This window comes from Rhodococcus koreensis, from assembly GCF_900105905.1.
Classification (GTDB): Bacteria; Actinomycetota; Actinomycetes; order Mycobacteriales; family Mycobacteriaceae; genus Rhodococcus_F; species Rhodococcus_F koreensis.
On sequence record NZ_FNSV01000005.1, the window covers coordinates 5,214,647 to 5,227,435 of the forward strand.

Annotated in this window: 10 protein-coding genes; 3 read left to right on the forward strand and 7 right to left on the reverse strand. The window is 64.4% G+C overall.

What is annotated here, in order from left to right; genetic code table 11:
* The first annotated feature begins 18 nt into the window (after nt 1–18).
* Nucleotides 19–1,098 (forward strand): IS110 family RNA-guided transposase, encoded by a 1,080-nt coding sequence (locus BLV94_RS28410; RefSeq protein WP_244163556.1) that lies wholly within the window; start codon nt 19–21, stop codon nt 1,096–1,098.
* A gap of 2,093 nt (nt 1,099–3,191) precedes the next feature.
* On the opposite strand, the gene BLV94_RS28420 is transcribed toward BLV94_RS28410, so the two are convergent.
* On the reverse strand, nt 3,192–3,773 hold the full coding sequence (locus tag BLV94_RS28420) for a dihydrofolate reductase family protein (RefSeq protein ID WP_072944914.1): 582 nt from the start codon (nt 3,771–3,773) through the stop codon (nt 3,192–3,194).
* Nucleotides 3,774–4,023: 250 nt separating this feature from the next.
* Here BLV94_RS28420 and BLV94_RS28425 point away from each other — a divergent pair, with 250 nt between their 5' ends.
* Nucleotides 4,024–4,587, forward strand: coding sequence for a dihydrofolate reductase family protein (locus tag BLV94_RS28425; protein WP_072944916.1), 564 nt, complete (start codon nt 4,024–4,026; stop codon nt 4,585–4,587).
* Between the two features lie 85 nt (nt 4,588–4,672).
* On the opposite strand, the gene BLV94_RS28430 is transcribed toward BLV94_RS28425, so the two are convergent.
* The 6 genes from BLV94_RS28430 to BLV94_RS28460 all read right to left on the reverse strand — a co-directional run bounded on the left by BLV94_RS28430 (nt 4,673) and on the right by BLV94_RS28460 (nt 11,780).
* Nucleotides 4,673–6,226: a serine hydrolase domain-containing protein gene (locus BLV94_RS28430; RefSeq protein ID WP_072944918.1), complete on the reverse strand. Its 1,554-nt coding sequence runs from the start codon at nt 6,224–6,226 to the stop codon at nt 4,673–4,675.
* Nucleotides 6,226–7,767 carry an alpha/beta hydrolase gene (locus BLV94_RS28435; RefSeq protein WP_072945091.1) on the reverse strand — a complete coding sequence of 514 codons (1,542 nt, stop codon included), beginning with the start codon at nt 7,765–7,767 and terminating at the stop codon, nt 6,226–6,228. The genes BLV94_RS28430 and BLV94_RS28435 overlap by 1 nt, the downstream gene beginning before the upstream one ends.
* A 397-nt stretch (nt 7,768–8,164) precedes the next feature.
* Nucleotides 8,165–8,677, reverse strand: a complete 513-nt coding sequence (locus tag BLV94_RS28440) for a hypothetical protein (RefSeq protein WP_072944919.1) — start codon at nt 8,675–8,677, stop codon at nt 8,165–8,167.
* Nucleotides 8,677–9,435 carry a ParA family protein gene (locus BLV94_RS28445; protein WP_072944921.1) on the reverse strand — a complete coding sequence of 253 codons (759 nt, stop codon included), beginning with the start codon at nt 9,433–9,435 and terminating at the stop codon, nt 8,677–8,679. Before BLV94_RS28445 ends, BLV94_RS28440 begins: the two co-directional genes overlap by 1 nt.
* A gap of 183 nt (nt 9,436–9,618) precedes the next feature.
* On the reverse strand, nt 9,619–9,870 hold the full coding sequence (locus BLV94_RS28450) for a hypothetical protein (RefSeq protein ID WP_072944923.1): 252 nt from the start codon (nt 9,868–9,870) through the stop codon (nt 9,619–9,621).
* Nucleotides 9,871–10,838: 968 nt separating this feature from the next.
* Entirely contained in the window at nt 10,839–11,780 is a 942-nt protein-coding gene (locus BLV94_RS28460; protein ID WP_072944925.1) for a recombinase family protein, read from the reverse strand.
* A 271-nt stretch (nt 11,781–12,051) separates the two neighbouring features.
* On the opposite strand from BLV94_RS28460, the gene BLV94_RS28465 reads away from it, so the two are divergent.
* Nucleotides 12,052–12,735 carry a PAS and ANTAR domain-containing protein gene (locus BLV94_RS28465; RefSeq protein WP_072944927.1) on the forward strand — a complete coding sequence of 228 codons (684 nt, stop codon included), beginning with the start codon at nt 12,052–12,054 and terminating at the stop codon, nt 12,733–12,735.
* The last annotated feature ends 54 nt before the right edge of the window (nt 12,736–12,789 follow it).

A 12,789-nucleotide genomic window follows, 5' to 3' on the forward strand; every position in this document is an offset into this window, starting at 1 on the left:
ATGTGGGAGGCCCCAGCAATGAATCAGCGTACGAGTATCGGATTGGATGTGCACGCACGATCGGTGGTCGCGTGCGGTCTCGACGGTCGGACCGGTGAGCTGTTCGAGCGCCGATTGACGCCCGCTCATCGCGAGATATTCGAGTGGATCCGGTCGCTGCCGGATCCGGTGAAAGTGACGTACGAGGCCGGACCTACCGGATTCGGGCTCGCCCGGTTCCTGGCCACGGCGGGCATCGAATGTCTGGTGGCGGCACCGTCGAAGCTGCAGCGCCCGCCCGGCGACCGGGTCAAGAACGACGCGCGCGATGCGCGGCATCTGGCCCGACTGCTGCACCTCGGGCAGATCGTCGAGGTGGCGGTGCCCAGCGTCGAGCAGGAGGCGGCCCGTGATCTGGTCCGTGCCCGTGAGGACTGTCGCGGGGATCTCATGGCGGCCCGCCACCGCGTGTCGAAACTACTTCTGCGGCACGGCATCGTCTACTACGGTGGCCACGCGTGGACGAAGGTGCACGACACCTGGTTACGCACCCAGCACTTCGACGCACCCGGTCTGCAGCTGGCGTACGAGACCGCCTACGACACCATGCTCGCGACGGTGGACCGGCGGGATCGGCTGGATGTGGCGATCGCGGCGATGGCCACCGACAGCGACTACACCCCGGTGGTGACTCGGCTCGGCTGCCTGCGCGGCGTGTCCACGCTGACCGCGTTCGGGCTGGCCGTCGAGATCGGCGACTGGCAGCGCCTGACCGGACGCTCGATCGGCGCCTACCTCGGGCTCGTGCCCACCGAACACTCATCCGGCGCGACGCGCTCGCAGGGATCGATCACCAAGACCGGCAACGGCCACGCGCGGCGGCTTCTGGTCGAGGCCGCCTGGCACCATCGACCCCGGTATCGTCCCGGAGCGGATCTGCGGCGCCGGTGGGAGCAGGCCAGTCCTGCGGCTCGGGCTCGCGGTCAGCAAGCAAACCGGCGCCTGCACGCCCGCTGGGCCGGGTTCGACGCCCGTCGTAAACGCCCCACGCTGGCCAATACCGCGATCGCCCGCGAACTCGCCGGCTGGTGTTGGTCGCTGGCCATGCTGGATACCTGAAAAGCCGGTTCCCCGTTCCGCATCCGGTTGCGAGTATGGTCGTCCACTCGTCGGGTGGCAAGGTCGGTTCTCCTCGCTGCGCTGCGGGGACTCCACTTTGCCCCTCATCGCCGACGACCGGCGAGCAAGGGCCGGAACGGAAAACCCACAACGTCCGGACGAATCACGCGGTGGTGACGGCAGCGCCTGGGAGTGATCCGCGAGCTACCTATGAGCAATCCTCAACTGCGCGTTGGGATCACGCTCGACACTAGACAGCGACCCACTCCAGCCGAACAACCGTCCTGCGGTACCCAACCCGCGCATATCAGAGTTGACCACGCGTCGAAACCGACACGCTCGCCACCACCCAGATCGACCGGGCCCACAGAGGCGGCGCCCACGACGACGGTCCTGGACGCCGCCTCACCCTGCGCCCTTGACAAACCGGCGTACATATCAGGTAGCCGAGCCCGGTGAGTCGGTCGCAGGCGCTATCCAGTTGGAATCGGGTGTCGTACCGGAACACGGCGCCGTTCTGCAGCAGACTCCAGTCGAAGCGTTGTCGTTGCTCGTTGAACAGGTCCCTGTCGGTAGGATCGAACACCGCTCTGCGCGCCATTCTCAGAGCCTATGCGTCTGATGAATCTGACAGATCCAATAGACGACTCGTTGTCGCCGGTCATGGATCCTGTAACGGTGCGACTTCCTCCATCTGAGGTCTGCGATCTGGGACGGCATGGGGGTGTACCGTCACCGAATCCGGCCATCACCATCAGCCGAAGATCGGGCCGAAGATCGTTACCAATGGGTACACCGTGTACCAGTAATGGTCACCGAGCCAGTACCACATCGGGGAAGGGGACATCGGGAATCCTCTCGTCGATCGCACGGCAAGTGCTCGCGGCCACCCGACCTACGTCCACGTTCGCCCAGCTAGCCGGCCCTGTCAACCGAGCCCCACACATCAAGGACGCCAGGCACTCTGCAGGATCGGCGACGGTCAACGATCCCGCTGACGGGATGGGGACCGAATTGAGGATTCCGACAAGCTCGTGAGAATCGGGCACTGACACGATGTTGAGAACCCCGCAGGTCAAAGATTCAGAGAAGTGACGCCAAGCCGTGGAACCTACATTTCCCGCGACGGCGCAGGTGTTTTGCGCGCGGACACCCTCAGCGGATCCGTCCGGGGCTCGGCTCGGCTCGACGCCTTGCAGGAGGTGGACCCATGTTCCGAACCGCTTTGATGCCCCGCAGCATGACTACTGTCGCCGGGACTGCACTCGTAGTGCTGCTGCTCGCCGCTCCGCCGGTGAGCGCAGCCCCGACCGACACGGTCCTGGCGATCCCGTTCGCGGGACTGACCAACGGACCGACTGGATTCACCAACTCGCCGTCCAGTACGGATATCACTGTCCGGACAGACCCAGACGAGCCGGGGATCACTCGATTCCGTTGCGGCGCATTCCTCTACTGCGATTTTGTCGTCCACTGGCGCAACATATCGACCGGCGCGAGTGGCGCTGCGGACCTCTTGTGCGGACCTTCCAGGGGGTCGCCCAGACTGGCTCCGGGAAAGTGGTTGCCCTCTTCACCGCGGGCGGTGCGCCCGGTTACCCTGGCACCCCCGCCACGCTGTTACCGGGCGCTGGTGTTGGGCAGTTCCTTGACCTGGATTAACGCGTCCGACGACACCCGTCACGTTCCATCGACTGTGTCCGCGTCACCCACTCCCGCGGTACGCAGTAGCCGACAATCCCGCTATTCGCCAGTCAGCTGTTACCGAGTCCGGCCGATGAGGCCCCGGACTCCCGAAGTTGGTCTGACCTGCACGGATGGCTGCTTCGTCTGCCGGCTTCAATGAAGTTTCCTCATAACCTGCCGATTCGTCAGGTCGTCGTGACGAACCCGATCCGCACAAACCTATCGGGGGTCGGCCAAGATACGACGGAAACCGGCAACCAGTGATCTTGTTGAACTTGCCGCAGTTGAGGTGCCGGGGCGGATCGGCGTCGGCTGCCCGACCAGGGACAGCGATGCGCAAACGCAGTCGGGGGCCCGATCTTCTGTCACCGTTCGCAGGGGGCTCCTCGCGTACCCGCTCAGATCGCTCAACGGCGCACCCGATAGCGCAGGTGAAGGACCCGGTTGCCCTGAATCACCACATCAGGATCCTCCAACAGGTGCTGCGCGTGGACCGACCCGAAGTAGCGCTTGCCGGACCCGAACACGACGGGTACGACGTCCATGCGCACCTCGTCGACCAGGCCCGCGGCAAGCACCTGGCCACCGACGTCGCCAGCGGCGACCTCGACGATGCGGTCACCCGCAAGCTCCTGCGCCTTGGCCACGGCTGCCTCGACGCCGTCGACGAAGTGAAACGGCGTCTCGGGGTCCCAGCCCTCGGGCTCCGGCCGGTGCGTCACGACGACCACGTGGTTGATCCCGCTCGGAGGCTTTCCGTCCCAGCCGTCGGTCATGTCGAAGACGTGGCGGCCGACGAGTGTCGCCCCGATCTGGTCCCAGTACGGCCGGGTGTAGTCGTAGGACGTCTGTGACACCTTCACCTCGCCGCTCTCGTCCACCGGGACGTCACCGCTGGACAACCAGTCGAACAGCGGTCCGGGCTGGTCATTCTCGTCCGCGATGAAGCCGTCCACCGACACCGAGCTGTACATGACCACCTTGCCCATGGGGCGCTCCTCTGCTTTGGGGTGCCCCAAATTTAGCGTGTCGTGAGCTGTCGTTCTTGTAGGAAATCAATCGGCTGGCCGCGGCCAGCTGTCCAGCACGTGGCCGGGATGTTCGCGCAGGAACTGCCGCCGGACTCCGTACGCACATCCGCTTGGCGTGGTGGAACTGCCCTCGGTGTGGCCTGACCGATGATTGCTTCGCGCCGTGCTGGTCTGTACACCGAGTACCGACTCACGGGAGGCTGACACCATGCGGAAACTGACCTTCGCCATGAACGTGAGCGTGGACGGCTACATCGCCGCACCCGGCGACGACCTCGGCTGGAGTGTGCCGAGCGACGAGCTGTTCCAGTGGTGGTCCGACCGGGTGAGGGCGACAGGCACAGCGCTGTACGGGCGCAAACTGTGGGAGACGATGAGCTCCCACTGGCCGACCGCCGACCAGCAGCCGGGTGCCACACCGGCGGAGATCGAGTTCGCCCGCCGCTGGCGGGACATGCCGAAGGTGGTGTTCTCCTCGACGACCAGCACGGTCGACTGGAACACCCGCCTGGTCACCGGCGACGCGGTCACCGAGATTGCCCGGCTCAAGGCCGAGGACGGCGGCCCCATGGATATCGGCGGCGCCACACTCGCTGCAGTGGCCATGCGTGATGGGCTGATCGACGAGTACGCGATCGTCACCCACCCGGTCCTGGTAGGTGGCGGCACGCCGTTCTTTGCGGCCCTGGACAACTGGGTGAGCCTGACCCTGGTGGAGACCGGGACGTTCCCTGACGGCGTGGTCCTGACCAGGTACGAGACCAGGCGCTGAGTACCCACCCTCGGATCGGCGTGGGCTTCGGGCCGGCACTGATTCAAATTTCGCATTGCGCCACCGGCGTTCCCGGGGTGGCTATTTACTGCAGGTGCCGGTAGAGCCGTCCGTGGTTGCTGAACCAGGCGACATTCCCATCGGACCCCCGAACGAAGTTGGATCGGGTGCCGGTGGGTTCGAGGTCGGGGCCAAGGTCAAGCCCATAGTCGGTCTTGTAAAGCGCAAGACCGAGATTCGGGACTGTCTGCTCATCCGGAAGGTAGGTACCATCCGGGGCGTCGCTCATGTTGCCGACGAGCTGGCCGTCTTTGCCGCGGAAGTGGATCACGACGGTCCCCAGGGTGCCCGATTGATCGATGTCGTCAGTGGCATACACCCCCTCGTAGGGCGCCAACTCGGCCGTGCTCAACTTCTGGGGCGTCGCGGGCAGGTTACTGATTCCGGCGAAGCGGCGAAGCGACCAGTCCTCGGCGAACAGTTCGTTGAGCAGTTTCCCTCCACCCTCGGAATTGGTGAGCACGGTCATGGCGAAGTTACGGCTGGGCACCATGAAGAACCCGGATCGTTGACCCGCCCAGGTCCCGCCATGTTGGACGATCGTCTCGTTCTCCGCGGACGGCCGCAGCATCCATGTCACTCCTACGCCGGTGAGTTCGACCTGAAGCGTGCCGCCGACGCCTGGATTCGAACGCATGGCGATGAGCGAGTCCTTGCTCATCAACCGATCTCCCTTGGGTGTAGTGCCGTCGCCGAGGTGGAAGCGCGCGTAGCGCAACTGATCCCGCACGCTGGAAATCAACGATCCGGTCGGGTTGCAACTGCGCGAGAAGAACCAGAAGCCCGGATCCACAACGGCTTTTCCGTCGTCGACGTTGTGTGAGGCGGCGATATTTTGGCCGATTATCTGGTCCGAGAAGAAGCGGGTGTGACTCAACTCGAGCGGGTCCAGCAGCATCTTCTGGACGGCGTCCTCGTAGACCGATCCGGTCACGGCCTCGACGATCCGGCCCGCCACAACCAACCCCGCATTGTTGTAGGCGAAGACCGCGCCCGGCGGGGTCTTTTGTGGGAGCCGGGTCATCGACGCCACGAACTTGGTTATCGCGTCGTCACCTCGACCGAAGTCCTGGAGATCGTCACCGAGCCAACCCGAGGTGTGGTTGAGCAGTTGTCGCACCGTCGCCGTGGCGCTGGCGTCTGGATCGGCGACCGCGAAATCGGGCAGATACTGGCGTATCGGTGCCTCCAGATCGACCCTGTCCTCGTCGATGAGGCGCATCACGGTCGTTCCGGTGAACGTCTTCGTCGTGGAGCCGATCCGGAACAGGGTGTCGCCGTCCACCGGGGTCGGGTGGTCGACATTGGTGACCCCGTACCCCTTGATGTACTCGTCACCGTCGGCAATGACGCCGACCGCAACCCCGGGGATCGCGTAGTCCCGCATCGCCTTGTCGATCTTGGCGTCGAGCTCGTTGAACGCGTCCTTCGCGTTCGCCGGAACGCTCGTCGCTGTGGAGGTCGACTCCTCCGACGAACATGCCGGCGACACGAGCACCGCCAACCCGGCGACCGCCCCGCCAAGCACCGCTCGGCGCGACACCTCGGGGCCACCGACGGCGAACACCTCGGTCGTCATCAGCGTGGCGGGAGAATGTCGTATGCCGGCAGTGGCGTCGTGTCCGTGCAGGATGTGTCCGGCTTCTCCGGATTGTCGAAAAACGACGCGATTATCTCGGCTCCGCACGGTGGCTCTGCATACACACCGTGTGCAGCTCCGGGCACTACCGCGACTATGGATTGCGAGAGATCCTTCGCGATGTAGTCGCCCCACACCGCTCCGGTCTGCCCGTCGTAGGTACCCGACAGCACAAGCGACGGGATGTCACTGACAGTGATGTCCCGGATCGAGTCAGGGGCCTTCGGCACGTCCCACACCTCGCAGGCGTCGCGCAGGAACGGCAGCTGTGGCGCTTGGGCCCGAACGGACTCCGGGAGTCCAGGGAATTCCTGTTCCGCCTGTTGCAGTGACTGCTCGACGGTCTCGAACGGGATCCATTCACGGCACCAAATGCTCAGGGTGAGGCCCCAATGGAGGACGCCCCTCTCCGGATGCCCCCACACCTCGGCCCACCGCGACGCAATGGGCTGCGCATTCCCGTGTGCGAGCTCATCGACCGTTGACGGGAACTCGTTCGGTAGATGGGTAGCCACGGGGACAAACCAGTTCAGCAGCATTCCGCCGTCGACGACAACCTTCGTCTCTCCTACCCCCGCAACGTTGACCGTCGTGGTAATGGGCTTCGCTTCAAGCTCATTGACCAGCCGGATGAACGTTGCCCCCAGGTCGGGATAGCGCTCTTTGCATGCTGGCTGGTCCTCGCACGCCTTGACCATGTTGTCGAATGCTTGGCGAGCGCTGGCCCAGGTCCACCCCAGGGCACCAGCCGATGGAGGCGTCACTCCGTCGAACACGATCGACTCGATGGCGTCGGCGTCTTGACGCATGTAGATCAGCGCAAGGTCGGTACCGTACGAGTGGGAGAACACATTCCACTTCTCGAGGCCGAGTGCCTTGCGTAAATCAATCAGGTCATAGGTGCTCTCGGTCGAATTGAACGCCGAGAGGTCAACGGTGGGAGCCAGGCGGTCGTGGCAGCCCTTCACCGCTTCTACGTACGCATCCCGTGTGGACTCAGCGTTCCACGCCATTCCGATCCGGTGGGCAAAAAACTCGAAAATCTCCGGGCAGGGCAACGGCGAGCTGGACGTGATGTTGCCGCGCTGTCCCATCAGGATCAGATCGCGATCACGGTTCAGCGGCACGTCTGGGTTGACCGGGGGATCGGTGACTGCATCCTGACCGGGCCCGCCCATGAGAAAGACGATCGGAGCCTTGGCCGGCGGCTGCGTTTCCGACGGAACGATCGCAACTGCCAAGCGCAAGGATCCGCTGTCTTCTCTGGTGCGGTTCACCGGTACCACCAATTCCCCGCAGCGAGCATTCTCCAGCAGTGGGACCGGATTTGGCGTCTGCGCGCACGGACCCTCGACAAACTCCGCCGGCGGATGAGCCACAGTCGTCGGTGGCGAACCGGACGGATCGGAATTGCTGCCACACGCCGAGCTGACGAGAATCGAGACAAACGCAATCGCCGTTACTTGGTTCACAAACCGCATGTCAACCACCCTGAATGGCGACCGCCCGAACCTTGTGTTCGGGCTCGGTCCGAGTATCTACTCGGATAAATCCTGGCACACCCATAGCATTGGGAGCGCCGTTACCGGTGAAGCAGCCACACAGGCCGTTGAAATCGGCCTCGATACCTCGGTGAGGACCGCCGTCGCCTTGGTGAGGGCGTCGAGTTTGCTGTCGGCGTGGGTGTGGCCGTTGTCGTGGCAGACTCGCATTCGCAGACCCTGCGATTCGATATCCATTGGTTCACCCAATATATTGCCCAATCGGAAAACCTTGCTTGTCAGTACCGTTCAACGATGCGCCCCGGCGGGCACGCTCTGGGCGTCACGAATGCGCTTAAGGCCATGCAGAACCGAGCGCACCGATCGCCTGGGCGGGCTAGTTGATGCGTGATCCCCGGACGCGTTCGGCGTTGCGCGGCGGGAAGGGTTCGCCATCGTTGTATTCGCGTTCGAGAACGGCGAGGTAGCGGGTGAGGGCCTCGTCGACGAGGTCGGACCAACTGTCGGGGGCGCCGGCGATATGGCCGATCGCGGCGACAGCATTCTTGCCGCCTTCGACCTTGGCGCGGTTGATATAGATGGATTCCAGCGTCTTGTCCGCGGGTACCCGTTTGGTGGTCGTTTCCTCGTCGAGGGCCACCGGCCCCTGCTGGGTTTCGCCGTTGGTGGCCGCTTCTCGTGCGACGTCCACGCCCTGCTCGACGAGGTTCGGCAGCCGCCGCTTGCGTTCGGCGGGGCTGTTGGCGAGTCCGGACTCACGGGTCACGTTGATCAGGAGATCCTTTCGACGAGTTCTCGAGCACGTCCCGACCTGATGGGCGCCTGCGCGAGGCTGGGGACGTCGGTCGAGGGGGTTGCTGGCGAGGCCGGGTTTACGTGTCGCGCTCATCAGGACATCCTTTCGACGAGTTCTCGGGCGGCGTCGCGGTAGGCGCGTGCCGCCGACGACGACGGTGCCCACCTGACGACGGGTTCTTCGGCGCTGTAACTTTCGCTGACACGGACCGACTTCGGGATGATGGTGCGCATCGTCTGATCGGGGTAGGTCTCGCGGAGCGCGGCGAGGACCTGCTGGTCGATGATCTGGCCGAGTTCGACGCGGCCACACAGAATGTGATTGAGCCGCGCGGTGGGGTTGAGCAACTCGACCTGCTCGCTGATGTAGTTCTCGATCCGCATGAGCGCTTCGAGTTCCATCGCTCCCGTCATGACAGCGGCGAGCACGTCGGTGCAGGCGACGAGTGCGCTGATGGTCAGGTGGTCGAAGTCTCCGGGGCAGTCGAGGAGGTTGAAGTCGACGTCGGGGGCGCCGGCGAGGGCTTTGCGCAGGACGCCGTGCGCACCGGGCTTCTTGAGGAAGTAGGGCCCGACGGAATCGAGTTCCTTGGTGGCAGGAACGAGGTGGATCCCGGACGCGGTGATGGTGGTGGCATCCTCGATGCTCGCCACCATCATGAGTACCGACAGGACATCATTGTCGACGGCCTCGGGCGTGGCGCCGAGCCAGGTGGTGGCGTTGCATTGCGGGTCGAGGTCGACGACACGGACGGTGTAGCCGGCTTCGACGAGGGCTTGGGCGAGGTTGACGGTGCTCGTGGTTTTGGTGGAACCACCTTTGTGGTTGACCACCGCGATGGTGCGGGTCATGGGCCTGTCCCTTCGTGCAATAAATAGTGCCGTAACGTGCACTGATCCGTCGGGGGCGTTCAGTGTCGCGTTGACGTTTCTCGTTCCGGCGGAGTCCTGCGATCATCGCTGACGGCGGACGATCTACTGTCACTATCGCGACGAGCACACAGGTCGCCACTCACTGCCCAGACCGGTGATCCGTCACGGTCCTGATCTGCAGGATTCCGCGGATCGTTGTGTGGTGGTCTGCTTCTCCCGAATCGATGCCAGCAGCTCGGTCAGTCCGGTGTCGGCCGCGATAAGCGCCGTGATGTAGTCGTTCGCGGTCATGCCATGTGCCTTCGCGGCGCTGGCAGCTGCTTCTTTGAGCTCCGGAGGCACCAGCGCCTTGACCACAGCACGGGTTCCCTTACTGGGCCGCCCTCGGCGGCGGGAAGCAACGATCTCGGCCATACCCGCAATTCTGGGACCAGAAAGTCGAACGACCTAACCGCCACACCGCACCCCCCCCCAGAATTTCTCGCGGCCGGGCATCGCGTGCAGTGCCCGAGAACTCGACAACAGGAAATACTCACCGCGGCGTATCACGTTGACCTACCGGCTTCCCGGAAGGCGGTGCGGGAAGCGGAATTCTCGTCACCAACCGCGCGCACAAACCGGAAGTAAGCCGCCAAGGGGGCTGTGAGAGTGCTCCGGAACAGCGTCTTGCAGGTTCCACGTTTCGGTGTCGGTTTCCACATTTCGTGTCGGTAGGACACCCGAACCAGGCACGTTTTCGCAGGTCAAAGACTGGATGGCAGAGCGGCTCCTGTACTGGCGCATGAGGAATCCGACGCACCGGACTGAGCAACCGACACGAAGCGTCGGAACCTACACGTCTGAGGCATTGCCAAAGCGCCTGGGCAAGTTCGGGTTCCTTGTAATCAAGTTGAAGTCGACAGTCAGGACAACCGAGCGTTTTCGGGTGGAGGGTACCGGGTCCCGGTAGTAATGGCGCAAAAAACAACGAAGTTCGCGTAGTGCCTGGTCAGCGGGTAGACGGATGCTCGTTGTTGGTGGCTGTGGTCGGGGGCCGATGAGGCTGGTGATGCCGCGCATGGCTGCCGGTGAGGTTTGAAGTAGCGGACGTAGGTTCTCGGGTTGCGGTGGCGGGACTTTGTCATCAGCTCCACCTGACACCGGCCTCGCCATGCGTCAGGCCAGAATGCCGAAGTTCGTGCAGATCCCGACCGGTGCCGGGCCCATTCGTCGCGGTGGCGGCATCGGCACGGCGCGGGCCTACTGGCCGTAGAGGATGCGACCGGACTACGGCAGGACCGGCCGCGGGCGACGGCGGTGGCGGTTGGGTGCCGAGTACCCGGGGCTCGCCCGGCAGCACATGGTCATGCTGTGTGGTCTCGCGATGCACCCGACGACGGCCGTCAAGAGTGGTCGGGGCAGAGGAGTTTCGGGGTGGTGCGCCATCCGGCGTCGGTGAGCCATCGCTGGACTGACTCGGGAAGGCCTCCATTGTCGGCGGATTCGGCGAGTGCGCCGGCCAGGATGGGGCCGTCACCGCAGACCGAACAAGCGATGTCGAATGCTGGCTGCCCGGGTTCGCAATGGCGGCAATGGCTGCGGCTGATGACCGTCCCGAGATGGTCCGGGTTCGGGTGGAGCCAGGTGACTGCGAGGTCGGCGCGTTGGTGCGCGGCCTCGGCGCGCGTGGTCGGTTCATGCCCACAGGTGGGACAAGCTCGTGGCGCCCTCACCACTGCAGGAGGATCCGCAACATCAGCGGTTGCCGGCTTGTCCGGATGACTCACGGCTCGTTTGTTCAGGTGCCCATACACGGTGGTTCGGGGCAATTTCAGCATGTCGGCGATCTGGGCGACGGTGTGATCGCCTGCGTCGTACAGGCGTTGAGCCAGTTCGCTCTGATCCGAGCTCAGCTTCGACGGTCGGCCACCCTTACGGCCGCGGGCCCGAGCCGCGGCCAGCCCGTCGCGGGTGTTCGCCACGATCAACTCGCGCTGGAATTCGGCCAGGACCGACAACATGCCGAACATCGCGCGGCCTTCGGCGGTGGCGGTGTCGATGCCCTGCTCGAGCACCTTCAACCCGATGCCGCGCTCGCGCAGGTCGGCGCCGAGCGTGATCAGGTGCAGCATGGACCGTCCGAGCCGGTCGAGCCGGGTGATCACCAGGATGTCGTCGGCGCGGAGCCGCGCCAGTACCAGATCGAGTTGAGGGCGTGACGCTTTCGCCCCGCCCGCGTGGTCGATGTGGATGTTCTCGGCGGCCACCCCGGCGCGGCGCAGCGCATCGACCTGGTGGTCGGGGTTCTGGTCTGGTCCGGAGACCCGTGCGTAGCCGATCAGCATGTGTCGACAATACCTCGGCAGAGGTTTTTCAACATAGTTTCCCGACGCGAGTTTTCGACGTCACTGACCTGCGTAAACACGGTCTCGACCAGCTTGTCGAGAAAGGATCGATTTCCGTCACATGCCTCGGTCTTGTGGACCGTTTCGGGGGGCTCGTTGAGGGTGAGTCGGTAGCGCAGCGGCGTTCGCGGATTTGTGCGTACTGCGATGTGAGTGCTCGGCATACTGTGGCAATGGCATCCGAGCCGAGGGTGCCCCAGTGCAGAGGGCAGTGGGTGTAGCGGTGGACAGTGATGAGCTCCTCGGCTCGAATGCACCCCCACAGGGCGGAAGTTTCCGGTTCTACCTCGACGGCCAGCGCTGGGAATGGTCCGACCCGGTCGCCCGCATGCACGGATACCAACCGGGCGAAATCACCCCCACCACCGATCTTCTGCTCTCCCACAAACATCCCGACGACCACGCGCAGGTCGCGGCACTCTTCGACAAGATGATCCACGCCGGTGCACCGTTCAGCAGCAAACACCGCATCATCGACACCGACCGCCGCATCCACCACGTCATCGTGGTCGGCGATCGAATGGTCGACGAGAACGGCCAGGTCATCGGCACATCCGGGTACTACATCGACGTCACGGAATCATTGGAGACCGACCCCCGCGAATTCAACGCGGCGCTCAACGAGGCCGTCGCCGAACTCGAGAAATCGCGGGCGGTGATCGAGCAGGCGAAGGGGGCGCTCATGCTCGTCTACGGCATCTCCTCCGAGCGCGCCTTCGGCATCCTCACCTGGCGCTCCCAGCAGACCAACACCAAACTCCGCGTCCTCGCCGAGCACTTCGTCGACGCCCTCACCGCCGAGGCGGCCCTCCCCGCGTCGTCTCGCGCCCGGTTCGACCACCTACTCCTGACCGCACACGAGCACCCCGACACACAGTCGGGGGCACAGGACTGACCGACGCGGTCCCAGAAGTCGACGGCGTCTCCGACTATCCACGGCAGGGTGCAG